The sequence below is a fragment of the Exiguobacterium sp. OS-77 genome, from assembly GCF_000414195.2.
GTDB lineage: Bacteria > Bacillota > Bacilli > Exiguobacteriales > Exiguobacteriaceae > Exiguobacterium_A > Exiguobacterium_A indicum.
On record NZ_DF239008.1, the window covers coordinates 1,422,224 to 1,448,559 of the forward strand.

The 26,336-nt window shown below is 46.7% G+C and carries 31 protein-coding genes; 20 read left to right on the forward strand and 11 right to left on the reverse strand.

Annotated elements, in window-relative coordinates:
• Nucleotides 1-103: 103 nt before the first annotated feature.
• Nucleotides 104-1,528, reverse strand: a complete 1,425-nt coding sequence (locus EXG77_RS06960; RefSeq protein WP_035397029.1) for an NAD(P)H-binding protein — start codon at nucleotides 1,526-1,528, stop codon at nucleotides 104-106.
• Nucleotides 1,529-1,687: 159 nt separating this feature from the next.
• Here EXG77_RS06960 and EXG77_RS06965 point away from each other — a divergent pair, with 159 nt between their 5' ends.
• Entirely contained in the window at nucleotides 1,688-2,077 is a 390-nt protein-coding gene (locus tag EXG77_RS06965; protein ID WP_035397030.1) for a hypothetical protein, read from the forward strand.
• Nucleotides 2,078-2,321: 244 nt separating this feature from the next.
• Nucleotides 2,322-3,671, forward strand: a complete 1,350-nt coding sequence (locus EXG77_RS06970; protein ID WP_035397031.1) for a phenylacetate--CoA ligase family protein — start codon at nucleotides 2,322-2,324, stop codon at nucleotides 3,669-3,671.
• A gap of 55 nt (nucleotides 3,672-3,726) precedes the next feature.
• Here the strand turns inward: EXG77_RS06970 and EXG77_RS06975 are convergent, their stop codons facing one another.
• Nucleotides 3,727-4,581, reverse strand: a complete 855-nt coding sequence (locus EXG77_RS06975) for an AraC family transcriptional regulator (protein WP_035397033.1) — start codon at nucleotides 4,579-4,581, stop codon at nucleotides 3,727-3,729.
• Nucleotides 4,582-4,753: 172 nt separating this feature from the next.
• Between EXG77_RS06975 and EXG77_RS06980 the strand changes: the two genes are divergently transcribed.
• Complete coding sequence (locus tag EXG77_RS06980) at nucleotides 4,754-6,106, forward strand: phenylacetate--CoA ligase family protein (RefSeq protein ID WP_035397034.1); 1,353 nt, start codon at nucleotides 4,754-4,756, stop codon at nucleotides 6,104-6,106.
• A gap of 131 nt (nucleotides 6,107-6,237) precedes the next feature.
• Here the strand turns inward: EXG77_RS06980 and EXG77_RS06985 are convergent, their stop codons facing one another.
• Complete coding sequence (locus EXG77_RS06985) at nucleotides 6,238-6,588, reverse strand: hypothetical protein (protein WP_029341898.1); 351 nt, start codon at nucleotides 6,586-6,588, stop codon at nucleotides 6,238-6,240.
• Nucleotides 6,589-6,697: 109 nt separating this feature from the next.
• On the opposite strand from EXG77_RS06985, the gene EXG77_RS06990 reads away from it, so the two are divergent.
• Together EXG77_RS06990 and EXG77_RS06995 are read left to right on the forward strand one after the other, a co-directional pair.
• Nucleotides 6,698-7,429 (forward strand): DUF5694 domain-containing protein, encoded by a 732-nt coding sequence (locus EXG77_RS06990; RefSeq protein ID WP_035397037.1) that lies wholly within the window; start codon nucleotides 6,698-6,700, stop codon nucleotides 7,427-7,429.
• Nucleotides 7,430-8,026 carry a hypothetical protein gene (locus EXG77_RS06995; RefSeq protein WP_035397039.1) on the forward strand — a complete coding sequence of 199 codons (597 nt, stop codon included), beginning with the start codon at nucleotides 7,430-7,432 and terminating at the stop codon, nucleotides 8,024-8,026. It begins immediately after the preceding gene.
• Here EXG77_RS06995 and EXG77_RS07000 read toward each other — a convergent pair.
• On the reverse strand, nucleotides 8,008-8,934 hold the full coding sequence (locus EXG77_RS07000; RefSeq protein WP_052017110.1) for a zinc-binding alcohol dehydrogenase: 927 nt from the start codon (nucleotides 8,932-8,934) through the stop codon (nucleotides 8,008-8,010). The two genes, EXG77_RS06995 and EXG77_RS07000, sit on opposite strands and share 19 nt — an antisense overlap.
• 122 nt (nucleotides 8,935-9,056) lie before the next feature.
• On the opposite strand from EXG77_RS07000, the gene EXG77_RS16305 reads away from it, so the two are divergent.
• Genes EXG77_RS16305 through EXG77_RS07015 form a run of 4 tightly spaced genes read left to right on the forward strand, consistent with a single transcriptional unit; the run spans nucleotide 9,057 to nucleotide 10,795 of the window.
• Complete coding sequence (locus EXG77_RS16305) at nucleotides 9,057-9,224, forward strand: hypothetical protein (RefSeq protein ID WP_023468507.1); 168 nt, start codon at nucleotides 9,057-9,059, stop codon at nucleotides 9,222-9,224.
• Between the two features lie 12 nt (nucleotides 9,225-9,236).
• The gene (locus EXG77_RS07005) at nucleotides 9,237-9,650 is read left to right on the forward strand and encodes an RDD family protein (protein ID WP_035397041.1); all 414 of its coding nucleotides are present in this window, start codon (nucleotides 9,237-9,239) and stop codon (nucleotides 9,648-9,650) included.
• Entirely contained in the window at nucleotides 9,640-10,365 is a 726-nt protein-coding gene (locus EXG77_RS07010) for an alpha/beta fold hydrolase (RefSeq protein ID WP_052017111.1), read from the forward strand. The genes EXG77_RS07005 and EXG77_RS07010 overlap by 11 nt, the downstream gene beginning before the upstream one ends.
• Entirely contained in the window at nucleotides 10,337-10,795 is a 459-nt protein-coding gene (locus EXG77_RS07015) for an NUDIX hydrolase (protein ID WP_035397043.1), read from the forward strand. Before EXG77_RS07010 ends, EXG77_RS07015 begins: the two co-directional genes overlap by 29 nt.
• Before the next feature lie 53 nt (nucleotides 10,796-10,848).
• Here EXG77_RS07015 and EXG77_RS07020 read toward each other — a convergent pair whose 3' ends face one another.
• Nucleotides 10,849-11,589, reverse strand: coding sequence for an SDR family oxidoreductase (locus tag EXG77_RS07020; protein ID WP_052017112.1), 741 nt, complete (start codon nucleotides 11,587-11,589; stop codon nucleotides 10,849-10,851).
• A gap of 197 nt (nucleotides 11,590-11,786) precedes the next feature.
• On the opposite strand from EXG77_RS07020, the gene EXG77_RS07025 reads away from it, so the two are divergent.
• Complete coding sequence (locus EXG77_RS07025) at nucleotides 11,787-12,176, forward strand: thiol-disulfide oxidoreductase DCC family protein (protein ID WP_035397048.1); 390 nt, start codon at nucleotides 11,787-11,789, stop codon at nucleotides 12,174-12,176.
• Between the two features lie 158 nt (nucleotides 12,177-12,334).
• Here EXG77_RS07025 and EXG77_RS07030 read toward each other — a convergent pair whose 3' ends face one another.
• The gene (locus tag EXG77_RS07030) at nucleotides 12,335-12,640 is read right to left on the reverse strand and encodes a hypothetical protein (RefSeq protein WP_064299743.1); all 306 of its coding nucleotides are present in this window, start codon (nucleotides 12,638-12,640) and stop codon (nucleotides 12,335-12,337) included.
• Nucleotides 12,641-13,011: 371 nt separating this feature from the next.
• Between EXG77_RS07030 and EXG77_RS07035 the strand changes: the two genes are divergently transcribed.
• Nucleotides 13,012-13,413 (forward strand): Rrf2 family transcriptional regulator, encoded by a 402-nt coding sequence (locus EXG77_RS07035; protein WP_035397050.1) that lies wholly within the window; start codon nucleotides 13,012-13,014, stop codon nucleotides 13,411-13,413.
• Nucleotides 13,414-13,740: 327 nt separating this feature from the next.
• Nucleotides 13,741-14,169, forward strand: a complete 429-nt coding sequence (locus EXG77_RS07040; protein WP_035397052.1) for a hypothetical protein — start codon at nucleotides 13,741-13,743, stop codon at nucleotides 14,167-14,169.
• 44 nt (nucleotides 14,170-14,213) lie between these two features.
• Here the strand turns inward: EXG77_RS07040 and EXG77_RS07045 are convergent, their stop codons facing one another.
• Nucleotides 14,214-14,597, reverse strand: a complete 384-nt coding sequence (locus EXG77_RS07045) for a VOC family protein (RefSeq protein ID WP_238987922.1) — start codon at nucleotides 14,595-14,597, stop codon at nucleotides 14,214-14,216.
• A gap of 129 nt (nucleotides 14,598-14,726) precedes the next feature.
• Between EXG77_RS07045 and EXG77_RS07050 the strand changes: the two genes are divergently transcribed.
• Genes EXG77_RS07050 through EXG77_RS07060 form a run of 3 tightly spaced genes read left to right on the forward strand, consistent with a single transcriptional unit; the run spans nucleotide 14,727 to nucleotide 16,659 of the window.
• Nucleotides 14,727-15,539 carry an MBL fold metallo-hydrolase gene (locus EXG77_RS07050; RefSeq protein ID WP_035397054.1) on the forward strand — a complete coding sequence of 271 codons (813 nt, stop codon included), beginning with the start codon at nucleotides 14,727-14,729 and terminating at the stop codon, nucleotides 15,537-15,539.
• On the forward strand, nucleotides 15,536-16,030 hold the full coding sequence (locus EXG77_RS07055) for an AAA family ATPase (RefSeq protein WP_035397056.1): 495 nt from the start codon (nucleotides 15,536-15,538) through the stop codon (nucleotides 16,028-16,030). The genes EXG77_RS07050 and EXG77_RS07055 overlap by 4 nt, the downstream gene beginning before the upstream one ends.
• On the forward strand, nucleotides 16,027-16,659 hold the full coding sequence (locus EXG77_RS07060; RefSeq protein ID WP_035397058.1) for an HAD hydrolase-like protein: 633 nt from the start codon (nucleotides 16,027-16,029) through the stop codon (nucleotides 16,657-16,659). The genes EXG77_RS07055 and EXG77_RS07060 overlap by 4 nt, the downstream gene beginning before the upstream one ends.
• 230 nt (nucleotides 16,660-16,889) lie before the next feature.
• Here EXG77_RS07060 and EXG77_RS07065 read toward each other — a convergent pair whose 3' ends face one another.
• Nucleotides 16,890-18,275 (reverse strand): MFS transporter, encoded by a 1,386-nt coding sequence (locus EXG77_RS07065; RefSeq protein WP_023468496.1) that lies wholly within the window; start codon nucleotides 18,273-18,275, stop codon nucleotides 16,890-16,892.
• A gap of 323 nt (nucleotides 18,276-18,598) precedes the next feature.
• Between EXG77_RS07065 and EXG77_RS07070 the strand changes: the two genes are divergently transcribed.
• Complete coding sequence (locus EXG77_RS07070) at nucleotides 18,599-18,940, forward strand: hypothetical protein (RefSeq protein WP_023468495.1); 342 nt, start codon at nucleotides 18,599-18,601, stop codon at nucleotides 18,938-18,940.
• Nucleotides 18,941-19,032: 92 nt separating this feature from the next.
• On the opposite strand, the gene EXG77_RS07075 is transcribed toward EXG77_RS07070, so the two are convergent.
• Both EXG77_RS07075 and EXG77_RS07080 read right to left on the reverse strand, forming a co-directional pair.
• Nucleotides 19,033-19,488, reverse strand: a complete 456-nt coding sequence (locus EXG77_RS07075; RefSeq protein WP_023468494.1) for a hypothetical protein — start codon at nucleotides 19,486-19,488, stop codon at nucleotides 19,033-19,035.
• An 18-nt stretch (nucleotides 19,489-19,506) separates the two neighbouring features.
• Nucleotides 19,507-20,217: a GntR family transcriptional regulator gene (locus EXG77_RS07080; RefSeq protein WP_035397060.1), complete on the reverse strand. Its 711-nt coding sequence runs from the start codon at nucleotides 20,215-20,217 to the stop codon at nucleotides 19,507-19,509.
• A gap of 163 nt (nucleotides 20,218-20,380) precedes the next feature.
• Between EXG77_RS07080 and EXG77_RS07085 the strand changes: the two genes are divergently transcribed.
• From EXG77_RS07085 to EXG77_RS07095, 3 genes are all read left to right on the forward strand, one after another.
• The gene (locus EXG77_RS07085; RefSeq protein WP_035397062.1) at nucleotides 20,381-22,273 is read left to right on the forward strand and encodes a beta-glucoside-specific PTS transporter subunit IIABC; all 1,893 of its coding nucleotides are present in this window, start codon (nucleotides 20,381-20,383) and stop codon (nucleotides 22,271-22,273) included.
• 24 nt (nucleotides 22,274-22,297) lie between these two features.
• On the forward strand, nucleotides 22,298-23,755 hold the full coding sequence (gene bglA, locus EXG77_RS07090; protein ID WP_035397067.1) for a 6-phospho-beta-glucosidase BglA: 1,458 nt from the start codon (nucleotides 22,298-22,300) through the stop codon (nucleotides 23,753-23,755).
• 104 nt (nucleotides 23,756-23,859) lie between these two features.
• A complete protein-coding gene (locus EXG77_RS07095; RefSeq protein WP_052017113.1) occupies nucleotides 23,860-24,405 on the forward strand; it encodes a DUF402 domain-containing protein in 546 nt (181 codons plus the stop codon).
• A 16-nt stretch (nucleotides 24,406-24,421) separates the two neighbouring features.
• Here EXG77_RS07095 and EXG77_RS07100 read toward each other — a convergent pair whose 3' ends face one another.
• Nucleotides 24,422-25,633: an MFS transporter gene (locus EXG77_RS07100; protein ID WP_035397069.1), complete on the reverse strand. Its 1,212-nt coding sequence runs from the start codon at nucleotides 25,631-25,633 to the stop codon at nucleotides 24,422-24,424.
• A gap of 130 nt (nucleotides 25,634-25,763) precedes the next feature.
• Between EXG77_RS07100 and EXG77_RS07105 the strand changes: the two genes are divergently transcribed.
• Entirely contained in the window at nucleotides 25,764-26,333 is a 570-nt protein-coding gene (locus EXG77_RS07105; RefSeq protein WP_035397071.1) for a GNAT family N-acetyltransferase, read from the forward strand.
• Nucleotides 26,334-26,336 lie beyond the last annotated feature (3 nt).

Genomic DNA, 26,336 nt, shown 5'->3' on the forward strand with positions numbered 1-26,336 from the left:
TTCAGTCATCGTCCAGTGTATCACGATTTTTTCCATTTCGTCATCCTTCTGTAAACGTCAAAAAACGATTCGCCAAGGAAGAGGCGAATCGTTTTGATTGGCATTAAGAGGACGGAACGATTTCGTCCGCACGTGTCGATTCTTGTTCCGTCGAATGAATCCGGCGCAACAAGTGTAATTTGAAGAGATACATCACGAGCAGGTGAACGTTCGCCTGTGTTGCCTTGTAGAGTATCCACGGTAGCGCAGGGACGAATTCATGGATGGCGATGATACATTCCTGCGTACCGGGAATTTGCCGGAATTCAATCCGACCACGGCTGTCTTGCTCGACTTTTGCGAACAATCCGCCGGTAATCCGGTACGTCGCCATGTGTCGATCGTGAACCGGTTCCTTCGTCAATTCCAGCAGCGGTTGTTCGTAAAACGGAATGTGGATCCGAACGACTTGATCTTGCACGGTTGACGATAGGAAAGGGCGAGCAAATGATGACAACCAGTTCATATAATCTTCAGCTGCCCAGTCGGCATCGCGATCCTTTGGCAAAAGAACACGTTGTACCGATCGGACGTCAAGGACGTCTGGTGTCGAAGACGACGAGGAAGAAGATCCTTTTTGTTCCTCCTCCTCTTTTAACGCATCTCGGACTGATTGTTCGAATGTGATTTTGCCGTCACTGATTCCGGGAACCATTTTTTCTGGATCCGCAACCATCTCATGGACCATGCTTTCAACGAGTGGATAGACGGTTTCTTTTGGTTCTCCGGACACGAGTGTCACCCAAAGGCGGGATAATTTAACGGTCAATAAAGGAATATCGATCGTCGGTTGTCGTTTACCCATGATGTCGGCTGTTTGAAGGATCATCTCTTTGTAGGTCATCGCTTCCGGACCACCGATATCGATGGCCAGGTCTTTGACATCATCGCGATCGACACTTTCACCAAGAGCATGAATGACGTCGGGTAAGGCGACAGGATGTGTCTTGTTACGTGTCCATCGTGGGAGTGCCATGACGGGTAAGCGTTTGACGAGTTTCGATAATATTGGGAACGATGAACCTTTAGGACCAACGATTAACGCAGCACGGATCGTCGTCACCGGTGTTCCGTACGCACCGAGAACGCGTTCGACTTCAAGTCGACTCTTTAAGTGACGCGATAGATTTTCTGTTTCCTCGGGGATGATACCACTTAAGTAGATGATTTGCCGGATGCCGTTTTCTTTTGCGGCACGGGCGAAGTTATCGGCTAACAATAAGTCCATATTCTCAAACGATCCTTGTGTCAATTTAGCAGAAGGCATCATTGAGTGGACGAGGTAGACAGCGATGTCCGCTCCTTTCATGCCTTCGATCGTATCGTCTAGAGAAAAGAGGTCGCACGATCGCCATTCGACGCGTTCCTCATTGTCCTTGTCGTCACCATTTCGTGAAAGGGCGATGACGTCATATTTTTTCTTTAGTTCGTTCAGTAAATTGTGACCAATGTATCCGGTGGCTCCGGCTAAAGCTAGGCGCGTTGGCATGGATGTAAACTCCTCTCTTATATCTGTTGTAATGTACCCCCAATCGAGTCGGTTCAATCGCAAGAGGATATGCTGAGACGATTCAGTTGAATGGAATAGGGAATAGTAACATATGGAAAAGAACCAACAGGAAGTATGAAAACAAAGGGGGCTTCAACCATGCAGACGATACAATTCATGCAAGAGGGACATGAACGACGATTCGATCTGTTGTGGAGACGATTAAAGCCGAAACAACGAGAAGATGCAGCGATGGTCTCGATGCTGTACCTTGCGACAGGACAGCCAGAAGTGCTCGAACGGTTCTCGGATTACTTCTTTCCGGATAGTGGTGAGTTTTTTGATCGTGAATTTCTGGCTGAACCCTATCCGAGTCCAGCGTTAGAAGCAATCATCCACTTGATCGTCCAATTGTATAATGGACGAACGACGATCACGATCATCGAGCTGATTGAACGATTGGATGAGCAACAGATGTCGCTCGTACTCGAAGCGATTAAATTGCGGGCTTACGGATGTCAGATGCTACAAAAAGGTGCGAAATCGTAATGCCACTCGTATGAATCCGATTGATGAAGAACTCCTCTTCATCAATCGGATTTTTTGTGAGGGAAGAAAAGTTGTAAGTTCAAGAATCGGTAAGAAGATGTTCGTGAATCAGAGTTCATTAAAATAAATCGCCATGAAAATAAAAGCTAAGTTTATTCACGAAGAACTAATTGAGATGGGCGGCGACTGGAAATAAGATGAAAGTATCAGTAAAAGGTGGTCTAACTATGGAAGGAGTGACATCATGCAGCTCAAAGAATCGATCTACTTTCACTCACCGATTTTCATCCAAAACTTGTTGACGACTTTACAAGGACGTCGCCTGTTCCATGAACGATACGGTCCCGCCTATCAGCAACGTTTACAAGAACTGAAACAGAAGTTAGGACGACCGCATGACGTTCGAGCAGAACAATTGCATCGATTAAACGACTTCCTTTCTTTTTGCCAAACACATAGTCCATACTATCAGCAATTGTTTTCTACCATCGCACTAGAGCTCCCGCTAAAATCGATTGATGAGCTAAAACAGATTCCCCCTTTGACGAAAGAAATCTTACGGCAACAAAATGAGGACGTCCATGCGCACGTCCATGCCCCGATTCTCGGAAAAACGGGCGGTACGACCGGTAAATCGATTCAAGTGCATTATACAAAGGAAGACATGCAAATCCGGATGGCACATCTTGACTTCTTCAAGTGGACCCATGGAGTCGATCAAGGGATGCGCCGTGCAAGTTTTACCGGTCAAACGCTTGCTTCCCCGCAACAAAAGGCACCGGTTTATTGGCGGACGAATAAAGTCATCAATCAGATGTTGTTCTCGATCAAAAACATCAATCCGAAAACCGCCGCTGCATACATCGAACAACTGAATCGGTTTCAGCCGGAATCGATTGATGGTTTGCCTTCAGGAATGATCGAAGTCGCACGATATGCTAAAAAATATGGGATGACCTGTACGTTTCGTCCCAAAGCAATCTTCCCGACGGCTGAGATGATGACGGCAGAAGAACGAACGCTCGTCGAAGAAGTCTTCCATGCGCCAATCTATGATCAGTATGCGTCGTCAGAAGGGGCGCCGATCGTCGCCGAATGTCCGTATGGGAAAAAACATTTACATTATGAGATGGGAATCATTGAACGTGATGAGGACGGTGAAATCCTTGTGACGAGCTTCGATACGCATGGTACACCACTTGTCCGTTACCGCGTTGGCGATCGGATGACGCTTAGTCAGGAAACGTGTCCCTGTGGTCATCAAGGTCCGATCATCGCTTCGATCGACGGACGGGGGAGAAGCTTCATTCAACTCAGAAACGGGCACCGTGTCTTTGAAGGCGAACTTGCGGGAATCGTTCGAGCGTTCCCGAACTGTATCGAACGCGTGCAATACATTCAAGAGACGCGGGATGAGATTGTTTTATTATATGTTCCGGATGAACGATGCTTCGAGAAAGAACATGAGAAGAAACTCTTTTTCGTTCTTGACCGACTGTTTGACGGACAATTGAATGTCGTCATGCGCGCGGTACCCGAAATTCCGAAAGAAATCAGTGGAAAAACGTTACTGATTAAACAACAGTATGCATGACACATGAAAAGGCGAGGTCACCGATGATCTCGCTTTTTCGTATGTCCTGAAACTGTCAGTCGCGTGGCCGCACCGGAATCCAGATGGCAGATTGATAATCGGCGGCAGACGGGTCGCCTGCCGAATAAACTTCGAGTTCAGCGTGAGGTAGAGGATCATATCCATGCGATGGGATCCACTCTTGATAGATACGCTGCCACATCTCTTGAATGGCATGCGGCATCGGGCCAACGACCGGAAACGTCGCCCAAAGACTCGCCGGAATCGTCATCGTTTCCTGACCGGGCAGAACTTCCGTTGTCGTCGTCGCGATCCAATAATCCATCGATGCTTCGGTGAAATTGGAGCAGACACCAATCACACCTTCAATCTGACCGTCATTTTGTTTAAACAAGGTAGCATCTTGACCAGAATGATTCACATCATTCCAAAACAACGGAATCAGTTGTTGTTGGGCACCATCTTGCGTCGGGAAATGTTTTCGCCATCCTGAAATTTGTAAAGCCGGTCGTTCGATGAGTTGGTAATCCATTTGCTCCAGTCCCTTCAAGGTCACCTGAATGCTCAGGCGGTTATAGGCGTGAATCGGACGTCGCTCGCTTCGCATCAACGTTGGCGAACAACCATGCTGACGTTTGAAAGCTTTTGTGAAAGCTTCCGGCGTCTCATAACCAAAACGTAAGGCGAGATCGATGATTTTTTCGTCCGTCTGTGTCAATTGTTGGGCAGCGAGCGTCAGACGTCGCCCCCGAATGTATTCCGGTAAGGTCATCATCGCAAGTAACGAAAACGTCCGTTGTAAAGGATACGTTTGCATCTGCGCCACCCTTGTCAAAACGTTGAGATCGAGCGAATCTTCTAAATGATCTTCGATATAGTCAATGACGCGTTGAATTGATTCGAGCCACATCTTGTCACCTCCTTGTTTTTAGTATAATAGAGCGATGATCGTCGGACCTGTCCAAGGCGATAGTAATTTGTCAGGATGCATGTTCCCTTATTTTTGTCATATTCTTGTCAGGTACATAGGCTATCGTAGAGACATCGAAACCGTTACTTCCCTTGCGAAAGGACGTGATGACATGGGTATCAAAGAGCAGATCTACAATCGCTCTCCTCTATTTCTCCAGCACCTCTTCACAACCCTCTATGGGTATCAATTGCATCGCGAACGTTATGGACCGGTCTATCAAGAACGGTTCCGGATGCTCCTCGAACGAGAACATACGACGATCGACGTCAAAGCGGAACAACTTGATCGTTTAAATGACTTCCTTCACTTCTGTACGGAACACAGTCCCTATTACCGTCAACTCTTCGCTTCACATGGCATTCGCCTACCTTTAACGGACTTATCCGAACTAAAACATATTCCTGTACTATCAAAAGAAATATTACGAACGCACATGGAGAACATTCAAACAGATATCGCTGCGCCAATCATAGGGAAAACGGGCGGAACGACAGGCACGTCACTACAAGTACGATATACGATACCGGATATGCAAATTCGCATGGCCCATCTGGATTATTTCAAGGCGACCCACGGTGTCTACCGTGGCATGCGACGAATCAGCTTTACGGCACAGGATCTCGTACCCGAGCGTCAACAGGTGGACGTCTATTGGCGAATGAATCGAGCGGCGAATCAGCTCTTGTTCACGGTAAAACGATTATCCCCACGGACGATGGCAGCGTATCTTGAAGCCATCGAACGTTTTCAACCAGAAACGATCGATGGTCTTCCGTCAGCGATGATTGAGCTCGCCCGGTTCGCGAAGCGAGAAGGGATCCGCTTGACGTGTCAACCGATTGCGATTTTTCCGACGGCTGAACGGATCGATGCGGAAGAGCGCCAAGTCATCGAAGAAGTGTTTCGCGGACCAGTCTTTGATCAATATGCATCGTCTGAGGGGGCACCAATCGTTTCGGAATGTCGGTTTGGTCAAAAACATCTGCATCATGAGATGGGGATCATCGAACTCGATACAGACGGGGAGATTCTCGTGACGAGTTTTGATACACACGGGACCCCCCTCATTCGCTACCGGGTCGGAGATCGGATGACGCTCAGTCAGCGCATCTGTTCCTGTGGTCATCCGGGACCAATCATCGAATCGATTGACGGCAGGGGGCGGGCATTCATCCAAAAACCGGATGGACAAAAGATTTTTGAAGCGCAACTGGCGAGTCTCGTCAAACATTTACCAAACAGTATCGAACGTATTCAATATGTCCAAATGACGACAGATAGCGTATCGATTTACTACGTTCCGGACGCAGAGCGGTTCAGTCAATCAGACGAACGACTTCTGATGGAACGGCTGTACCGTTTGTTCGGTCGTGATATCCATCTCGATGTGCAAGCCGTTTCTTATATCGATGCTGAGGAAAGTGGTAAGATCTTGCTCGTCAAATCAAGCTTAACAGGATAAAAGAAAGGAGACAGATGGCGCCATCTGTCTCCTTTCTAAATTCTTCTCACCATACCTCGTGTAAAAGTACAAAACATCTCCGTTGTTAGTACTTCTAAAGAGGTACCACGTTAAAAGTGTTAAGTACCTCATTAATTCAAATGGTTTTTGATATCTCTTACCTTTTGTAAAAGCCATTTTTTATTTTCTTTGTCTTTTACGATGATAAAATCTTCTGTTCCTTTAACAGAATAGATGGTGGACCCGACTGAAAAAAGATTCGATTGACTGTTCGCTTGGGGCATTTCATATGCTTTTGTTTTCTTTAGTATCGTGCTAATTTTTTCTCCTTGTTGCTTAGATGCATCCAATTCTGCTTCTGTTCCGTTATACTCTTTGTTATTCACAATGACGATCATGGCATAACTAGCTTCGTCCTCTGTACCGGTTTGACTGCATCCGAATAAAAATCCAATGAATACAATGACAAATATCTTTTTCATCGGAACCTCCTTATATGAGTATGTGTTGAATAGGAACGTAAATTCATGATAGGTAAAAGTAGCTTCCCTTACCAAATATAAGGTAAAATCAGGAAAAGGAGGGGGATAGATGAAACCTCAGATTTTACTGCTAGGCATGTTCCATCTCGATCGCCCGGCCAATGGAGACCTGATTCGTCCGTCGATATTTGATGTCAGATCAGAACGACGGCAACGAGAAATCCAAGAAGTCGTTGCTCGATTGAACGCATTTCGACCGACAGGCGTTGCTCTTGAGACGGTAGCCGAACGCATGAATGATTTGCAACATACATATGAAACCTGTCAATCCGAGAGCGACTTAACCGATAATGAACGGCAACAAATTGGTTTTCGCTTAGCCCGGATGGCAGGATTAGCACATCTCCATGGGGTCGATTGGAACGAAGTCGTACCTGGCGTACCGGATTTAGGAATCGTCCGTTCACATCATCCGGAAGCCTTTGAGACGATCGTCGCGGCTGAGATGAAGCGGACAGAACAGTTAGAGCACGCGATGGAGCAGTTATCCTTCTCCGAATGGCTCGATCGATTGCACGCTGAAGAAACGATTGCAGCGTCGGCTAGAATCTATGATCAAATCGAACGACTGGAGAGTGGTCGGATTTGGGTTGAACGCTACTGGCGAGTCCGCAATCAAAAGATTGCAAATCGTTTACTGCACCTCGCTCAGGCGAACGAACGAATCGTCTGTTTGTACGGTGCTGCGCACCTCCCGTTATTACGACAATATTTGAATGAATCGAACCAAGTCGAAGTGATGACGTGGAACGATTGGAACAACAAAAAGGAGTGTATTTAAATGCTATTTCACTACCATATTTGGACACCACATTTGGAAGAAACAGAGGCTTGGTACACGGCACGCGGATTTCACGTTTCCCAGCGCATCGGGAAGAAAGACGGAGAATTTTCGTCGTTTAATCCACCTCTATCATGGGATGATTTTCGAGCAGATCAAATTTTATTCCGAATCATTGAAATGAAACGGGGAGCGGTCAATGTGACGATCGGATTCGGAAAAACGGTTCGCTTCGATCACATCGGATTTTTGATTCAGCCTGGTGACGTGCAAACGATTCTTGATCGCGCAGAAACGTTATCGTTCAAGGTCCAAGCGAACGAGCGGCGGACGTTCTTACAGACACCATACGGATTACGGATTGAACTGCAAGTCCATGAAGATGCGATTGCGGATACTGATGGAACGACAATTGAGCGTTTAATTCTAACGACACCGCGCGAAGGATTAGAGGCGGATTTAACGAAACTGTTCGATCGATCGATTTCACAAATCCAAACCGTCCGCGGGGAGAAGACCGTCTTACAAGAAGCAGTCTTTTCCGACGTATCGCTCGTAGGTACGGATCCGAACGGTGTTCAGCTTGTCTGCTCATAATCAACGAATACTTTGATCGGGAGATCTGGTGTTTCCATTAAGCTAGCGAAGCAACTGGCAAGCTCCGAAAACGAAGTCTCGTGTTCGAACAAAGCGGGCAATGTCGCGTGACGATCGTCTGAAAAGAGCCAGTCTGCATGTTTGCGGTAGTCCCAGCCGTCACTCGATGCAATGATCCGAAGTTCTTTTGCGTGAAACGCGGGCGTCAACGTCAATGCTTCCCGGTTGCCGTCCGATAAGACGCAGATTGCACCATGAGGACGGACAGCAGACTGAAGTTCGGCAAAGGCCGCTTGGCGTCCAGAACATTCGATGGCGGCGTCATACATACTTGAATCCGGTGTGACGACACGTGCACCTAATTGACGCGCTAACTCCGCTCGGGACGTAAGCGGCTCGAGGATATCAATCTGACGAACGTTGACGTAATGCCGTAAGTAATGTACCGTCAGCAAACCGAGCGTACCCATTCCAGAAACTAAGACGCTTGTGTCGGGTGTCAATGTCAGCTTTCGGACGCCTTTTGCCGCGTCACAGGACAGAATCAACAGTAGGGCTTCGCGCGGTGAGATATGAGCAGGAACCGGGATGACCTTCGATACAGGAACGATCGCCTGATCTTGATGACCATAGAAGCTGACGACCCGATCACCGGGCTTGACGATTTGGACGGCGTCACCAACTGCAAGCACTTCGCCGTAGCTTTCATATCCGGTCTCGAGCGGATAGTCATAGCTGGTTTCGGTCATATCTTGTTCCAGCCATTGGGGAAGTTCGGCACCAATACTGATGGCACCGGCTAGAGTGCGGACGTAGACGTCATGGATGCCAAGCGGCGGCAGTTCCCGAACAAGATAACCAGATGTCTTCGACTCCACAAGACAGCAAATCGTTGTAGTGTTCAACATGTAAACCTCATTTCATTGTTGGATTGATGTCATATGGATCAAGCATATACCACTTTACTTGTAAAATATAACAATTCGAAACCAGAAATGATGTAGAATAAGAAAGAAAAGGAGGGAATCGAATGGAACCATTATTGATTTTGGCATTGCTCGTGTTCGCATTCTTGACGTATCGGTATAGTAAGATCCTCGTCCGAAAGGATATCTCTGCTGCAAACAAACGACTCGCAATCGTCTTTTATTTGATTGCCGTCAGTGGACTTGGCGCTGTCGTTTATTTCAACGTATAAGGAGGACCACCCATGCATTCAACGACTAAACGACGAATCGGTGCGTACATCATCAACCAAGCTGTTTATTTCGGACTTTCCGCCTTCATCGAAAAAACGGTGTTACGACGTGTGAAGTCAGAAGTCGTTCACGCCGTCGTGACACAACCGACAATCAGTTTTCTAGGAGAAGTCGCGCAATTAAAACTGTTGAACGGAAAAACGATTGGTGGTCGGATTTGCGGCATCCAGGTTGAAAGCGAGAACGGATTGCCGTTGACGACAGAACAAATTGTCCGCCGAACAGTCTATCGTGATACGGTCTCGCTATTTAAGATTCGACCGTATTGGAAACCGTTTCTTGAGAACGGACACCGATTACCGGAAGATGACTTCGCGAGAACGATCGTCCGCTTGAATCAGGAGAAGCTAAATAATGAAGCTTGATTTTCATGTTCATTGTGTCCGTGCCTCTCAACCTACAGGAGCCATTCTGCTTTATCATGGTTGGGGCGGAACGGCTGTTTCTTATCTAGAGTTTGCGCGACAATTATCTGACGAAGGATACGATGTCTTCATCCCGGAACTTCTTCGACACGACCAGCGTGAACCGCTTGATCATCCATTTGATCCAGAAATAACGACGACCTATTTTTGGTCCGTCGTCGAACAATCGATTACGGAAGCGACAGCTATCATCGAACAATCAGGCTGGCATGTTTCAGACGTGATAGCGATCGGCGTCTCGATGGGTGGGTTCATTGCCCACGGGATCATGTCGCGTCAGCCGATTAAAGCACTCGTTGCGATCAATGGGGGCGGTGCCTATCTTGAAGCAGAACGTCAATTCCGCGTTCGTGACGGGCGACCTGCCATCAAAAAGGAGGATGTACCATGGAAGCTTGATCCAATCAGCGTGATGGATGAGCGTCCGCGATTACTCCTGCACGGCGATGCCGATGACATCATTCCACTATCGATCCAGCAGTTTTATCACGGGACAGCTGTTCAAGCAGGTATGGCGCAAACGACCGTATTAGACGTTTTTCCAGGTGTCAATCATACCGTGACCGATGCAATGATCAAGCAACTGATCACATGGCTGAAGCACGTCAAACTTCAAGGGGCGACAGATGGACTACATACGTTTTCTTCGCAGTAAGGTCGGTCAAGAAAAAGTGATGTTGAACTTTGCGGGTGGCATCGTCTTCGACGAGGAGGGGCACATTCTTCTTCAAAAACGGCGAGAGCAACAAGCATGGGGCTTTCCCGGCGGCGCACTGGAACTGGGAGAGTCGATTGTCGAAGCCGCACAGCGTGAGATTTTCGAAGAGACCGGTTTTCATGTCACGATTGAACGTTTGAGTGGTGTCTATTCGAAGTACGAAGAGATGTATCCAAACGGGGATGTCGCCCAACCGATCGTCCATTTTTTCGTTTGCCGAATCAATGGGGGGCAATTGACGATTGATTCCGATGAATCACTCGATATTGCTTTTTTTGAAAGAGACCAAATGCCAGAACTCTATAGCGATTTGCATCAAACAGCCTGGAACGATTTTTTGACGGAACTGGGTCCGGTTTTTCGATAACGCAAAAATCCCCCCTGATGTAAAAATCAGGGGGGATTTTATGTTCTCCATGTTCAGCGTTCAAAGCCGCCTTCGGAATGAATGATCTGTCCGGTCACCCAGCTACCGTCAGGACTCACGAGGAATTGGATCAATCGTGCGACGTCTTCTGGCGCACCGATTCGCCCGAACGGAAAACTAGGTTTAAGCGCTGTCCGTGTTGCTTCATCCATCCAAGTCGAGTCTGTCGGACCCGGATTGACCGCATTAACGGTGATGCCAAGCGGTGCTACGGCTGCCGCGTAAGTCTTTGTAAATGTCGACAAGGCACCTTTTGTCGTAGCGTAAGCAATCTCGTCAGGCATCGGACCGAGATCTTGTCCGGACGTCAGTTGAATGATACGACCGGACGTTAGATGTGCTTCAGCGAATCGTTTCGTGAAACGTGTCGCGAGCAACAACGGTGCCCGGAGATTGACGGCATAGTGTTGATCAAGACTGGCTGCATCAAGTGTTCGCCAATCCGTCATCGTCGAATGGGCAGCGTTGTTGATCAGGATACTTGGTGTTCCAAAGTCTTCAATGCGTGCGAATAAATCGTCAGCAGCATCTGCTTGACCTAAATCTAGCTCGATCGCAAGGACGCGGGCACCTTGATTTTCGAGTTCGGTCGTAAAACTAGCCGCCCAATCCGCTGTTGCTTTAAAATAAGTAAAGACCAGGTCATGTCCGGACGAGGCAAGCTGGCGGCAAATGGCAGCTCCGATGTCGCGTGTCTGACTGGCGCCGGTTACGATGGCAATAGGTCGAGTCATATGTATTCTCCTTTATGTAAATACATTCATAAAAACCAGATGTTTACAGAAATTAGTATAGCGTATGGAGGACTGAGAAAGAAAGCGTTATCAATATTTAACATCATGACATCACGCCTATCAAAAAAGAGTGTAGTAAAGGTAAAGTGTAAGTAACACAGTAATTCGATAAACAGTACGGGAAGGATGAATCACTCATGAAAGCAATCGTCTTATTTGATGGAGAGTGTAATCTCTGTGACGCAAGCGTCCAGTTCATCTTAAAACGAGACCAAGGGTACCATGATTTTGCATCGTTACAAGGAAAGACCGGACAAGAATTCGTAAAGCGTCATCATCTCCCGGCAACGATCGACAGTGTCGTCGTAATTGAACGAGGAGTACCCTATATCAAATCGGACGCAGCGTTACGAATTGCTGGTCATTTACAGGGTGGATGGAAACTGTTGACTATTTTACGTATTTTTCCACGGTCATTCCGAGATTATGTGTATGATGTTGTCGCCAAAAATCGACATCAGTGGTTCGGTGTAAAACAACATTGTGCGCTCCCTTCATCAGAGACGCGTGCTCGATTTCATGATTGAAATAGGAAAAAACCGCCTTCATCTAAATCGCGGTTTTTTGTCGTTTAACTAAAATAAATACTATATTTTTGGTTGGGCCAGATCCGAGTGATATAAAATCAACTATTCAGCTTAATATTGGATCTTTCTTCTGATCTGAACGGTCGGATTACACTTGTTCATAAAAATGTGACTAAATAATGATAAGGCGAGTATAACTGAGCTTTGGAAATAAAAATCTCGGAAGGTGAGACGGATTCACGTGCTCCTCGCACATCGATCAAACATCGGTAAATCAACGTTTCTAGTTCTACAATAAATTCTGGATATTGATACAGCGCATCATTCATTTGCCTATGAAGATGATCTTCCATTAAGACGATACAGGGATTGGTTTCTTTCAAAGTCAATGCACTAAACACAGTTCGCTGTTGTCTGAAATCTTGATTCAAACAGCAGACGATTTGATTTAAATCACCTTCCACTTTTTTCACTTCCTAGTTCTATATTATTCATATCATTTTCATACATGTTATTAATTGTGTTCCACTATTCATCGATTCGTAAACAGAAGAAAAATCTAAACGCTTTTCATTTTTAAGAGTGGACGACCATTCAATTCGTTTAGATATTCGTGATAGGAAACAAGAGTTACAAATTTCTAAAATATCATTTTGCCTTTTTACGAAAAAACAACTAGATTTTCGCACTTCTTATCCTATAAGATAGGCTATATATTATGTGCAAAATCACTGTTGATTATTTGTTGCTGCACTTGAAACCACACTATCAATTGTGAAAGCGAGAGAGCTTTTGTACTATTTCTGTAAGAGGAATTAAAAAGAAGGTGAAATGGATGAAAATGACTCGCTCTACGGACTATGCTATTCGTGTGCTAATTTATGCAGCGTCGCATCCGACTAGACTTGTACAAATTCAAGAAGTAGCAACACATTACGATATTTCTAAAAACCATCTAATGAAGATTGTCCATTCTTTAAGTAAGTTCGGTCTCATAATCTCCGTACAAGGTCGCAATGGTGGATTCAAGTTAGCGAAATCGCCAGATACGATTACATTAGGAGAAATCGTCCATTTATTCGAAGAAGTGTCTTATCTCGAAAATGTGACGGTTCCAAATAAAAATGGTAGTTTACAGAACACACGACAAGCGTTCGATCAAGCATTCACGTCCTTCACGGACGCACTTCAAGCCTATACGTTACTAGACTTAATTGCGCCACCGATCAATGATTGAAGTAAAGAGTCAGAGACAAAGGATTGCTCTCTGGCTCTTTATCCTTGTACATAATGAAAACAGACACTCATAATTAATTATGATCCGTTTATACTAAAAACTAGTATCTCTTATGTTACTATAAACAAGATTCGGATGCTATTCGAATCTTATTTTTACAACTAAAACATGTTCAATTTGTACTTGTTTATTGTATTAGCTATATTGAAGGGGAATTGTACCTTCATTCTGTTCACTGTCTAGATTATAATAAGGGACTTTAATCCCATTCAGATAAAGGATTAAAGGCATCCGTCCATTGATCCATGTAAAAGGGAGGTTTTTGCAATGTCCGAAATGACCATCGGAATGTTCGTTCACTTCATTCAACGCTTAGTGCAATCCCCGCGATTCATCGTTCAACAATCCGGGGTAGACGAGAACGCCTATACTTTCGAAATCCGCGAATTGAATCTTTTAAGTGTTTCAAAGACCGAACTGCTCCGCAAAACGATTCATCTACTTCGTGAAAAGACATCAGAAGGTACACGCGAAACGTTGACGAATGAACTGGTCACTCTATCACAAAAGACTTTAATGAAGTCGGATACGATTGCTACGCTTGAAGTGAAGTCCACAATAGAAGGGTCACTGCATCTTACATTTTCGGAAGACAAAAAGATCTGGTTTTTAGGTATTTTAGACACGGAAGAGGCAATCATTCGGTTCACAGAACGTTTTCAAAGCGTCATAAATGACGATCGAGCATCTCGTTAAACAAGGCAGGTCGAACCACTAATGTGGCTCGACCTGCTTTTGTCTTATCCTGTACAGAGCATCAAGACGTTGCCGTCGGGATCTGCAAACGTAAAGTAAGCAAAGTCATCGAAACGTTCGATGTCTCGAATGATGGGTGCGTGTAGTGACCGCACAAACTGATAGGATGCATCGATGTCCGTCGTATAAAAATTAAACAAGGCATGGGGAGAAGGGTGATGTCGGTACGTTGCGTCATTCGTATGATCATCGAGCGTCAAACTCGTTGGACCCTCAAGTGGAAGATTGTAGACAGGTGACGAGACGCGCGACTCATCAAACGGCAGCTGCAGTAACTGGTGATACCAAGCGGCGGCACGTTTCACATCCTGAACATGCAAAAAGACAGCGTTCAAGCGAGGCGCAATGAGGTGGGTCGAAATTGACATCAGAATCTCCTCCTTTGATTTCATACATGTTCCTTTCGATAACAGCCTCTTAATTCCTCTAATCCCTATAAATGGAATATGGTATGATGTATCAGGAAAATCATTTACGAATTGGAAAGGAATGATGATATGGAAACCATCATTTGTACGACGTGTGGCGTCGAGCAAATCAATCCAGAGCGCGAAACGTGTCCGATTTGCTTAGAGGAACGACAGTATGTCAATCCAACTGGTCAAACGTGGACGACGCTCGCTGCCATGCAAACGTCAGGAACGTATCAAAACGTCATTAGCGACGACGGAGCAGGCGTCTATTCGATTCAGACGACACCGGCGTTCGGTATCGGTCAGACGGCATATCTTGTAAAAGGAAAATCGTTCAACCTGTTATGGGACTGCATTACATATCTTGATTCAACAACGAAAGAGCAACTTAACGAGTTAGGCGGGATTCACGCGATTGCTTTATCACATCCGCATTATTATGCGACACAAGTCGAATGGGCGGAGACTTTTGACGTACCGATCTATATTCATGAAGATGATGCGTCGTTCGTGACACGACCAAGTGAGCGCATCGTCTTCTGGAGTGGTGAACGCTTGGAGTTGGCGGAAGATTTGATGTTACATCGCGTAGGTGGTCACTTCAAAGGAGCAGTCATTTGTGAACGAAAAGACGCATCAGCGGGGCTGTTGTTGACAGGAGACATCATTCGGATCGTTGCCGATCGGGCATGGGTCAGTTTCATGTACAGCTATCCGAATGTGATTCCGCTTCCGGCAAAGACGGTCGCGCGAATGGCAGAAACGTTACGTCCGCTTCATTTTGAAAAATTATATGACGCCTTTCATCGGAAAATCGAAACCGGTGCGTCTGAAGCAGTAGCGCGCTCTGCAGAGCGGTACATTGCTGCCTTAAACGGGGACTGGTTCACGACATGAAGTCGCGCTTGATCGTCATCCGTGGGAATTCTGGTAGTGGAAAAACGACGCTTGCAAAAGCGTTACGATCGGTCTTACCGGATAGCATCTTATTCTCGCAAGATGTCATCCGCAGGGAGATGTTGAACGTAAAAGATGGACCAGGAAATCCGGCGATTCGCTGGATCGAAGAGTTGATCGGACTTGCTGACGGACGCCACGCGACGATTCTGCTGGAAGGAATTCTTGCACAGGACTGGTACGGTGAGATGATTGACCGGTTGGAACGACGCTTTACTTCACGGTACGCGGCGTATTATTTTGACGTCTCATTTGAAGAAACGGTTCGTCGCCATGAAATGCGCCAGCCCACGGAGTTTTCTGTGACGGATATGAAACGCTGGTGGATTGATCAGGATCACCGCCCGACAGATCGTCTAATTGCTGAGGATAGATCGATAGAATCCGTGATTCAAATGATAAATCAAGAGCAAAAAGGGGAGAGCGAATGACACACTACATTTTTGACATGGATGGAACGTTGTTTCAAACGAATGCCGTGCTGTCGCATGCGCTAGAAGAGGTCTTTCAAGAGTTGCGTCAAACGGGACGCTGGGAGGGGGAAACCCCACTCGCCCTCTATCAGCAGATCATGGGCGTCTCGTTACCGGAAGTCTGGCAGACGTTACTACCGGACTTTTCAGCCACAGATCAACAGGCTGCGGATCAAAAATTTCGAAACAGCCTGGAGCAGGCAGTCAAGGCGGGGCACGGTTGCTTATATCCAGGAACGGTCGAGTTGCTAAGTCGTTTGAAACAAGCGGATCACTCTGTCTATATCGCCAGTAATGGGTGGCCATCCTACTTGTCAGCGATCGTGACGACGTATGGACTCGAAGCCTATATCGATCATGTCTATAGTATCGAAGACATCCGTTCCGGTGATAAATCGGCACTCGTACGGGAGATTTGTAAGACGCACGACATCTCGTCGGGCTACGTTGTCGGTGACCGCTTATCTGATTTCAAAGCGGCGCATGCGAATGGACTCGCTGCAATCGGTTGTCAGTTCGATTTTGCGCAAGAGCAGGAACTCGCAGTCGCGGACCGCGTCGTAAAAGAGTTGAGTGCTGTCTACTAAAAAAGGGGGCTGACTCCAAAAAAAGAATGACACGTCTTTTCACGCCCTTTCCTCAGGCGAGACACAAGCCAGTTTTCCTGCTTTGTTGAAGCAGGAAAACGGGTCTTGTTCGTCTCTTACAACGCATAAATGCGTTTTTCCTGTAGGAGTGGCGTGTGACGCGTCATTTTTTTTATTACGAGATAAGGGAGGACAGATTGATGATCTGTCCTCCCTTTTACTTATAGCAATTATTCTGCCCACCAGAGGGCGTCGTCTGGTTTCTTCGCGATCGACGCGACTTCTTTTTCACTCGATACAGTCGGATGCGATCCTTTCAGTGCTTTTCCGGCTGTATTTTTAAAGAAGAAGAAGAACGTAACGAAGCCGATGACGCTGACTGCTGTTAGATAGAAAGCAGGAGCGAGCGGATTTTGTGTCGTATGGACGAGCCACGTCGAAACGAGTGGCGTCGTTCCACCGAAGATCGAGACCGAGACGTTGAACGTCACGGATAGTGTCCGATAACGGACATCCGTATAGAAGATACTCGGTAGAAGACTTGGCATCGTTCCTTCAAAGATCGCCAAGAAGAAGCCAAGGATGAAGATCCCGATTCCGACGAACAAGAGTGGTTTAAGACCAATCAAGAAGAACGACAGGATTGAGAGCAACGATAGTCCGGCTAACGCGAAAAGGACGATATTACGATTCCCTTTTTTATCACTGAGCTTCCCGAAGAAGTAAGCGAGCGGAATCATGATCACCATGACACCAGTAATTAGAATCGTACTTGTCGAACTTGACATGCCGATGACTTCATCGAGGTACGATGGCATGTAGGACAAGAGCATGTAGTTCGTAATATTGAAGAAGGCAACAGCGATGAAACAAACGATGATATCACGTTTGTGGTCGCGAAGAATTTCGCGGAATGTCGCAGGCTCTTCTGTGTTTTCATTAATCTCATTTTCGAAGATCGGTGATTCATCCAAGTGACGACGTAAATAGAGACCAAATAAACCGAGTGGTGCTCCAAGAATGAAGGGAATCCGCCATCCCCAAGATGCCATTTGATCATCCGATAAGGTGACGAAAAGTGTTGTAGCCAGTAATGAGGCGAGAATATATCCACCGAGTGTACCGATTTCAAGTCCACTTCCGAGGGCACTCCGTTTGTTATCTGGTGATGACTCAGCGATGTAGACCATTGCGCCGGCATATTCACCGCCAGTCGAGAATCCTTGTAAGATCCGGGCTAACAATAATAGGATCGGTGCCCAAATTCCGATTTGATCGTAGGTCGGTAATAATCCAATGATGAGCGTGGAACCAGCCATCATGACGATCGTCGTTGTTAAGACGACCTTCCGCCCGAGTCGATCTCCGATGCGTCCAAAGACGATTCCGCCGATTGGTCGCATTAAAAAAGCGATCGCAAACGTCGCAAAAGTAAAGACGAGCTTCAGTTCATCATTTTCAACAGCGCTAAAGAAGTTTTGACTGATGATGATTGCGAGATAGGAATAAAGACCAAAATCGAACCATTCCATCGCATTCCCAATTCCGGTCGCGTAGACACTCTTTTTGGTTTGCTGCATGTCAACGACATTGACTTTTTCTTTTCTGAATTTCATAAGTTCTGTTCACTCCCTTTGATAAGTTCGTATCGTACCATAGCAGGAAATGAAGTCAAGTTGCTAATGCGCTTAATCAATTGAAAACGACTGAAAACGGCTCTGTGCCGGGAGTTGTCAAACCGTTGCTACTCTAAGGACGAACAGGGGGTGTGCATTTTTTATGAAAAAAATTGAAAATTTTTTGGGTGTTTTCATAAATTCGAAACAATTTTCATATGTTTTCACAACTAAAAAATCAGTAATCCGCCTTTAGGATGGGGGAAGTTAAACTATTTTTTGGTAATTTTTAAAATGAGGGTGGAAAGTAAAGGAGAATGCTTATGAAGAAGAAATGGATCGCCATTGTATGTCTTGGGCTCATTGTAGTCGTCGGTGGTTGGTATGCTGGATTTCAAGAATCAAAAGTATCCGGTTTTCCGATGCCGCGATTTGCTACGGCAGTTGAAAAACAAGGCGAGTGGAAAATCAAAACCCGTCTAGTCTCTGAAACTGACGGACCGGGTTTACTCTATGGGACTCGGATTCGCCAAGCCGGTTGGAAAGAACTCGATCGTGAAGGAACGACGGCGTGGTATGAAAAAGACGGGAAAGTGATTGCCTTGACGACGTTTGATGGGGAACTGTATCTCGAAAATTCGAGTAAAGAAAAGATTCGGTTATAACACAATGAAATGAGACAACGATTGGCTTGTCTCATTACTGTAAGCACTTCAAAAGGATTGCATGGGCATCAGCTCATGCAATCCTTTTTGTTTTAATCATCTTCGGAAGAGGAGAGTTGTTTATGTGTCTTAGAATCGTAAATTTTATAGGAAATCGGAAATCGATGGTTCTTTGTTGAAATGACGCGACAGAAATAGGGCACGTCTTCTCCGTACGCTCCTAATTCCGGATAATCTTGAAAGGTAAAATCCTCATAATCTTCGGTTGAGTCGAAAATAATAGACATGGATTGTGTCTTTCCTGAGTTTTCCTCTACATAACAGTCACCTTTGATGACAGCGTAGTCCTTGAAGACGATTTGCGATAGGCTAGGGACCGTCCAGTAAAGTAGTCCAAATCCAAGTAACGTGATGAAGATGAACTGAAGTTTGTCTTTAAATGTTTCTGTCGAGTCTTTCCATGTATCAATCGTAAAGAAGATGCCACCAAAAAGTGTAATGATTCCGAGTATAAGCATTCCGTAATACAGAATGAGTTCACGATTCATTTGATTTAGCTCCGTTCTTCATAAATATAGTCCATTCGCCTGAACGACGAAATGCGAATGTTCATAATGGTATGTGATGACGGAATAGTCGAACGGACGACCGTTCGTCAAATGAAATACTGTCTCGATCGTTAATCCAGGATCGCCCTCGGTGAGATCCAGATGATGAGCCGACTCAGCGCTTAACTTCCCGACGTGCATGTACATATCCGAGAACCCAATATTCAATTGGAGTGCCGTCTCTAAGTATTCGAAGATCGACTGCTCGACGATTTCACGATTTAAGTACGGAACGATTGATTGGCGATAGTAAGACTCTTCGAGACAGAGGATCTTGCCGTCGATGTAGCGGATTCGCTTGACGTAATAAACCGTCTCACCTGCCTCGATCCCGAGATTCTTCGCGATGTTATCGGTTGCAGCGATTGGTTCGAGTGCGAGAACGGTCGACTCAATCGTATGACCGACGAGATTCTGCTTGAATCCTTGGGTCGAGAACAGGCGAATATAGCCGGTGCGATTCGTCTTCCGGACAAAAATTCCGCTTCCGCGGACTTGAAAAATGATTCCTTTTCGTTCGAGTAACTCAAGTGATTTTGTCATCGTCGTCTTACTGACGGCGAACTGCCGGATCAACTCTTCGAGAATCGGTAGTTTGTCTCCTTGTTTCAACTCATGTTGTTCTATGTACCGTTCGATTTCATCAGCCGTCTGTTGGTATTTCAGCATAGGACACCTTCTTTTCTTGCGAACTTTTTCTTTCTTTAGTATAGCATAAGCCATCTCCTGATTAATAACATGTTAAATTTAATTATTTATGTATTGATTAATTGTGCATGTACAATTAAAATGAAAGGGTATTCAAGCGTCATATTCAGGGGAGGGACACGATATGGGCAAGGTTCGCGATTATCAACAATTGGCGCATTCGATATTAGAAGCTGTCGGTGGCGAATACAACGTCATCAGCGCCGTCCGATGTGCAACTCGACTTCGTCTTGTCTTGAAACGATCGGATTCGTCAGCTAAGGAAACAGTCAGTGCACTACCTGGCGTCATTACGGTCGTTGAGTCTGGCGGGCAGTTTCAAGTCGTCATTGGTCAACACGTTGGGGAAGTCCATCAAGAATTTGTGAAGCTCGTCGATTTGGAACAATCGGAAACGGAAGAGGCGCCGAAAGGGACGGTCCTCAACCGAATCATTGCGACGATGTCAGCCGTCTTTGCACCGTTCGTCTACATCTTAGCTGCAGCGGGGATTCTGCAGGGAACTTTGATTTTGACGACGCTCGCTTTTCCAGCATTTGCGAAGACGGGTACTTATGAAGTCTTTAGCTTCATCTCATGGGCACCGTTTACGTTCTTGCCGATCTTCATTGCTATCACGGCAGCGAATCATTTTAAGGTCAACGCCTTCATCGCGGTCGCCTGTAGTGCGGCACTTGTCAGTCCAACATGGGCAGATATCGCAGCACGCATCACTGCCGGTGAATCCATCACGTTCCTAGGAATCGCTTTATCCGGTACGACGTATACGTCATCGGTCTTACCGCCATTATTCCTCGTCTGGATTTTGTCCTATGTTGAGCGATTCCTGAACAAGACGATTCATGAAGTCATTCGTCCGTTGTTCGTTCCATTCTTCAGCATGGTGTTGATGGTGCCGCTTACGATTCTCTTGATCGGACCGATCACGACACTTGGTGCAGAAGGGATCGCAAACGGGTATAACTACTTAGCGGAGAATGCTCCTGCGGTAGCTGGTCTCATCATCGGTGGCTTCTGGCAAGTCATCGTTATCTTCGGTGTCCACTGGGGTGTCACGCCGATGGTGCTCGCAAACTTTGAGCAATATGGTCGCGACTCGTTCCAAGCCTACCAAACGATTGCCGTCATCGCCCAAATCGGTGCTGTCATCGGGGTCATCTTGAAAGCACGTAACAAAGAAACGAAAAAAGTCGGGGTCTCAGCCGGACTGACAGGCATCTTCGGTATCACGGAACCAGCCATCTATGGGGTGACGCTCCGTTTTAAAAAACCGTTCATCTATGGCTGTATCTCGGGAGCAATCGGTGCTGTCACGGCAAGTTTCTTTAAACCGTATTACTTTGCCTACGCCGGATTACCGGGACCATTGACGCTCGTCAACGGCATCGATTCCGACTATCCATCGTCGATCATCGGCTTATTGATCGGAACGGCGATTGCCTTGATTCTACCGATCGTCTTGATTCAAGTGTTCGGTTTCGGGGAGCAGGTTGCTCCGGTCGTAGCACCTGAAAGTACAGCGACACCAGTTGCAAAACAGGAAGTCAGCGCAACTCTGACAAACGAAGAGACGCTTCGCGCACCACTTGAAGGAACGATTGTTGCTTTATCAGATGTACCGGATCCTGTATTTGCTTCCGGTGCGATGGGACAAGGGGTAGCGATTCGTCCGACGAACAACCGGGTCACGGCTCCGTTTGACAGTACCGTCGTCATGGTCGCTCCGTCAGGTCACGCGATCGGATTACGCTCGACGAGTGGTGTCGAAGTTTTGATCCATGTCGGTCTTGAGACCGTGACGCTCGACGGTAAACCGTTTACGCTTCACGTCAAAGAAGGCGAATCCGTGACGACAGGCGATCTACTCGTAACGTTTGATGCGACAGCGATTGAAGCGCATGGACTCGAGACGATCACGCCAATCATTATCACGAACACTCAGAGTTATGCACAAATCCTACCGACGGACGAGACGGTCACGACGGCAAATACACAGATTTTGACGATCATCAAGTAAGAGAAAAAGAAGGAGGACATGAAGATGAAGACATTACCAAACGATTTCTTATGGGGCGGTGCGTTAGCAGCGCATCAATTCGAAGGTGGCTGGAATGCTGGTGGAAAAGGACCGAGCGTCGTTGATGTATTGACGGCAGGAGCACACGGCGTTGCACGACGTATCACGGATCAGGTAGAGGAGAATGAATTTTATCCGAATCACGAGGCGATTGATTTTTATCACCGTTATAAAGAGGACATCGCCCTGTTTGCTGAGATGGGACTAAAGTGTCTCCGGACGTCAATCGGTTGGAGTCGGATTTTCCCAAACGGAGACGAAGCGGAACCGAACGAAGAAGGACTGAAGTTTTATGATGACGTCTTCGACGAATTACTGAAATACGACATCGAGCCGATCATCACGTTGTCGCATTTTGAGATGCCACTCCATCTTGCGCGTGAATATGGCGGTTTCCGCAACCGGAAAGTAGCGCTGTTCTTCGAAAAATTCGCGGAAGTCTGTTTCACGCGTTACAAAGACAAGGTCAAGTACTGGATGACATTCAATGAAATCAACAACAAGATGGATGTCAGCAATCCATTATTCCTCTGGACGAATTCCGGTGTCCTCCTTGATCCGGAAGAGAACGCGATGGAAGTCATGTATCAAACGGGTCACCACGAGTTGCTCGCGAGTGCACTTGCCGTCGCGAAAGGGAAAGCGATCAACCCGGACTTCGAAATCGGAGCAATGGTCTCACACGTACCGATCTATCCGTACTCATCGCATCCGGAAGATATTCTGCTCGCTGAGACATCGATGCGTCAGCGCTACTTCTTCCCAGACGTCCAAGTCCGCGGCTACTATCCGTCTTATGCGTTGAATGAGTTCAAACGGGAAGGGTATGATATTCCGATTCTAGACGGTGACGCAGAAATCTTGCGAAACGGAACGGTCGACTATCTTGGATTCAGTTACTACATGTCGACGACCGTCAAACATGATGCTGTCGTCAATAACACGGGCAACATCGTCAACGGTGGTCTCGCAAACGGCGTTGAGAACCCATACATCCAGTCGAGTGATTGGGGTTGGGCAATTGATCCGGTTGGTCTCCGATATGCGATGAATCGTCTATACGACCGTTATCAGATTCCATTGTTCATCGTCGAAAACGGCTTTGGTGCAATCGATACGATCGAGGATGGTCAGATTCATGACACGGCGCGAATTGATTACTTGCGTGCGCATATCGAAGCATTCAAAGCAGCTGTACTCGAAGATGGTGTCGAGTTGATTGGTTACACGCCGTGGGGCGTCATCGACATCGTCTCCTTTACGACAGGGGAGATGAAAAAACGCTACGGCATGATCTACGTCGATCGGGATAACGAAGGTCACGGATCGATGGAACGGATGAAAAAGGATTCGTTCGATTGGTATCGTCACGTCATCGAGACAAATGGTGCTGCGTTACACGGTTCAGAGACGGCAAAATGATGAAGTAAGGGGTAACGGAAAAAATCCGTTGCCCCTTTTTAAAAGAATTAGAATGAAAAAGAAGTTGGGTATGGCACACTAAGGAAAAAACGGGGGACCGGTAAATGATCAAGAAACGCTATGCCGATCGACGTGACTGGCGTCGCATCACACAACGACACTATGTTCATGAACAGGTAGACAGCGAAGTGTTCGTAGGACATGTGACACTCCTTCAACTCATTGAAGTCGCTTCACCGTTAGACGTCCGTTATGGTGACGAAACGATTCGAATCGCTGACGCTGGTTACGTCTGGGTACAACAATTCCCAAGCGATGCCCATCATGCCGTGACCTCGATGTTTGACGCCGCAGGTCAGTTGGTACAAACCTATATCGATATCTGTCTTCGTACCGGAGTGGAGGACGGACGTATCTACTGGGAGGATTTGTTTCTCGATCTGATCTCCTTGCCATCGGGACAAGTTTTGTTAATCGACACGGACGAACTAGAAGCAGCACGAGATCAAGGGGATGTCTCACAAGCGGAATATGCGCTCGCTTGGGCAGAAGCGAAGCGACTGCAAAAACAACTACAAGATGGATCTTTTCCGCTCGTCGCACACGCAGAAGTGATGAAACAGCAACTTAAACAGGGAACACCGCGTTGACGGGGTTCCCTGTTTTTTAGGCGTGTCGCTCTGCTTTAACTTCGTTCGTCGTAAAGTACCGTTGCTTGCGCGGGAGGAGAACCAATCCGAGAAAACAGATTGTCACGATCACGAGGAGGCAGGCAAATAGAATCGTACTGAAACGAATCGACCAGATGTCACCGAGCAGACCGATCGCGACGATCGCTAGAATCTGTAGCAGACTGACGCCGACACCGTATAGACTCGTAAAGCGTCCCATTAAGTGGAGTGGAATATTCGTTTGTTGGAACGTCAAGAAACCGGTTCCCGCAAATGCGTGGAAACAACCGAGCAACAAGAAACCGATACAGACGATTGAAAACGAATTCGCACTTGCATACAGCATGTAACCGACAGCGACAAATACATAGCCGATCGTCAGCATCGTCCGAATGGAGAGGGTTTTAGCGTAGCGGGCGACGACCCAGCTGCCGGCGACGGAACCAATCCCAGTCAGACTCATCAGTAAACCATAGTCGGTTTCCGATAACCCGATGCTCCGCTGTAAAAAGACGACTTCTTGTGTATCAAGCGCAAGTGTCGCGATCATCATCAGCATCGCGAGGATATACAATCCGGTCACGTAGCGTGCGCTTTTGCTGAACTGATAGACAAGCCGCCAATCGGATATAATGTCTTGCAGCCGCATCCCTCGTTCGACCGCAGCAGTAAAACGCGGCAAGCGCATCAGCAGGACAGCTGATCCGAAAAACGAGACAGCGTTGAACCAAATGGCAACGTCAGCAGAAGCAACATAGAGCAGTCCTCCAGCGAGAGCAGGCCCGATCAAAAAGGCACCAGACGTGATCAGACTACGATAGGCATTGAACGACGCCCGATCATTTTGAGGAACAAGCGTCGTGATGTAGGTCAACGTTGCCGGTTCAACGACCGCTTTGATGATGGCTAAGGCGATCAAGTCGATGTAAAGCAACGATAGTGGTAGAAATGGCATGATACCGATTAAGAAAGCACGCAACAAATCAGTCTGAATCAATAGTCGACGTAAGTCGGATCGGTCGACCCAACTTCCCGCGAACGACTTGATGACGAGAGAGACGACCGGACTGATGATCCAAAGCGCAGCAACGGCTGACGCAGAGCCGGTCAAGCGATAGATGTATACGTTGATCGCAACGAGATAAATGAAGTCACCAAACTGTGAAATACCGAGCGCACTTAAGAGGATTCGTTCCCGAGAAGACATGATAGCATCCTTTCTTACATCATTTTCCAATAGTATACCAGAAAATTCAGATAACGTTTTCGTATATCTCTATACTTTTTATGGAAGAGTGGGTATACTTGGAAAAAATCAAAGGAAGAAGGGTTCAATCATGTTAACGACCATCGATTTATATCAAGCTTTGCCTGTACTTGAAACGGAACGACTTCGTTTGCGACCGGTTCGCACAGAAGATGCAGCAGATATCTATGCCTACACGAAAGATGAAGAGACGGCGCGTTATGTCAGCTGGCATGCGCATAAAAGCCTCACGGATTCTGAACAATTCGTCGATCACATCCTTCGTCAATACGAACAAGGGAATCCGGCACCTTGGGCGATTGAAGACAAAACGAACGGACGAGTCATCGGAACGATTGATTTCATCAAAGTCTCGTTTGAGCAACAGCAAGCAGAACTCGGTTATGCGCTGTCGCGCGAGTACTGGGGGAAAGGTTTGATGCCGGAAGCGGCAGCGCGTCTCGTGCAGTACGGCTTTGAGACACTCGGACTCGAGCGCATGCAAGCCCGTTGTTTTGTTGGAAATGATGGATCTGCTCGTGTCATGGAAAAGATCGGTATGACGTTCGAAGGGATCTCGCGGAGTGCTTTATTCGTTAAAGAGCGTTTCTGGGACTTAAAAATTTACGCGATCACGCGTAGCGATTACGAAGGGAAGTAAGCG

Excerpts from the sequence above, each read along its gene's own strand:
- EXG77_RS06960 (WP_035397029.1), bottom strand. The coding sequence starts at position 1,528 with ATGCCAACGCGCCTAGCTTTAGCCGGAGCCACCGGATACATTGGTCAC.
- EXG77_RS06965 (WP_035397030.1), top strand. The coding sequence starts at position 1,688 with ATGCAGACGATACAATTCATGCAAGAGGGACATGAACGACGATTCGAT.
- EXG77_RS06970 (WP_035397031.1), top strand. The coding sequence starts at position 2,322 with ATGCAGCTCAAAGAATCGATCTACTTTCACTCACCGATTTTCATCCAA.
- EXG77_RS06975 (WP_035397033.1), bottom strand. The coding sequence starts at position 4,581 with ATGTGGCTCGAATCAATTCAACGCGTCATTGACTATATCGAAGATCAT.
- EXG77_RS06980 (WP_035397034.1), top strand. The coding sequence starts at position 4,754 with ATGGGTATCAAAGAGCAGATCTACAATCGCTCTCCTCTATTTCTCCAG.
- EXG77_RS06985 (WP_029341898.1), bottom strand. The coding sequence starts at position 6,588 with ATGAAAAAGATATTTGTCATTGTATTCATTGGATTTTTATTCGGATGC.
- EXG77_RS06990 (WP_035397037.1), top strand. The coding sequence starts at position 6,698 with ATGAAACCTCAGATTTTACTGCTAGGCATGTTCCATCTCGATCGCCCG.
- EXG77_RS06995 (WP_035397039.1), top strand. The coding sequence starts at position 7,430 with ATGCTATTTCACTACCATATTTGGACACCACATTTGGAAGAAACAGAG.
- EXG77_RS07000 (WP_052017110.1), bottom strand. The coding sequence starts at position 8,934 with ATGTTGAACACTACAACGATTTGCTGTCTTGTGGAGTCGAAGACATCT.
- EXG77_RS16305 (WP_023468507.1), top strand. The coding sequence starts at position 9,057 with ATGGAACCATTATTGATTTTGGCATTGCTCGTGTTCGCATTCTTGACG.
- EXG77_RS07005 (WP_035397041.1), top strand. The coding sequence starts at position 9,237 with ATGCATTCAACGACTAAACGACGAATCGGTGCGTACATCATCAACCAA.
- EXG77_RS07010 (WP_052017111.1), top strand. The coding sequence starts at position 9,640 with ATGAAGCTTGATTTTCATGTTCATTGTGTCCGTGCCTCTCAACCTACA.
- EXG77_RS07015 (WP_035397043.1), top strand. The coding sequence starts at position 10,337 with ATGGACTACATACGTTTTCTTCGCAGTAAGGTCGGTCAAGAAAAAGTG.
- EXG77_RS07020 (WP_052017112.1), bottom strand. The coding sequence starts at position 11,589 with ATGACTCGACCTATTGCCATCGTAACCGGCGCCAGTCAGACACGCGAC.
- EXG77_RS07025 (WP_035397048.1), top strand. The coding sequence starts at position 11,787 with ATGAAAGCAATCGTCTTATTTGATGGAGAGTGTAATCTCTGTGACGCA.
- EXG77_RS07035 (WP_035397050.1), top strand. The coding sequence starts at position 13,012 with ATGAAAATGACTCGCTCTACGGACTATGCTATTCGTGTGCTAATTTAT.
- EXG77_RS07040 (WP_035397052.1), top strand. The coding sequence starts at position 13,741 with ATGTCCGAAATGACCATCGGAATGTTCGTTCACTTCATTCAACGCTTA.
- EXG77_RS07045 (WP_238987922.1), bottom strand. The coding sequence starts at position 14,597 with ATGTCAATTTCGACCCACCTCATTGCGCCTCGCTTGAACGCTGTCTTT.
- EXG77_RS07050 (WP_035397054.1), top strand. The coding sequence starts at position 14,727 with ATGGAAACCATCATTTGTACGACGTGTGGCGTCGAGCAAATCAATCCA.
- EXG77_RS07055 (WP_035397056.1), top strand. The coding sequence starts at position 15,536 with ATGAAGTCGCGCTTGATCGTCATCCGTGGGAATTCTGGTAGTGGAAAA.
- EXG77_RS07060 (WP_035397058.1), top strand. The coding sequence starts at position 16,027 with ATGACACACTACATTTTTGACATGGATGGAACGTTGTTTCAAACGAAT.
- EXG77_RS07065 (WP_023468496.1), bottom strand. The coding sequence starts at position 18,275 with ATGAAATTCAGAAAAGAAAAAGTCAATGTCGTTGACATGCAGCAAACC.
- EXG77_RS07070 (WP_023468495.1), top strand. The coding sequence starts at position 18,599 with ATGAAGAAGAAATGGATCGCCATTGTATGTCTTGGGCTCATTGTAGTC.
- EXG77_RS07075 (WP_023468494.1), bottom strand. The coding sequence starts at position 19,488 with ATGAATCGTGAACTCATTCTGTATTACGGAATGCTTATACTCGGAATC.
- EXG77_RS07080 (WP_035397060.1), bottom strand. The coding sequence starts at position 20,217 with ATGCTGAAATACCAACAGACGGCTGATGAAATCGAACGGTACATAGAA.
- EXG77_RS07085 (WP_035397062.1), top strand. The coding sequence starts at position 20,381 with ATGGGCAAGGTTCGCGATTATCAACAATTGGCGCATTCGATATTAGAA.
- bglA (WP_035397067.1), top strand. The coding sequence starts at position 22,298 with ATGAAGACATTACCAAACGATTTCTTATGGGGCGGTGCGTTAGCAGCG.
- EXG77_RS07095 (WP_052017113.1), top strand. The coding sequence starts at position 23,860 with ATGATCAAGAAACGCTATGCCGATCGACGTGACTGGCGTCGCATCACA.
- EXG77_RS07100 (WP_035397069.1), bottom strand. The coding sequence starts at position 25,633 with ATGTCTTCTCGGGAACGAATCCTCTTAAGTGCGCTCGGTATTTCACAG.
- EXG77_RS07105 (WP_035397071.1), top strand. The coding sequence starts at position 25,764 with ATGTTAACGACCATCGATTTATATCAAGCTTTGCCTGTACTTGAAACG.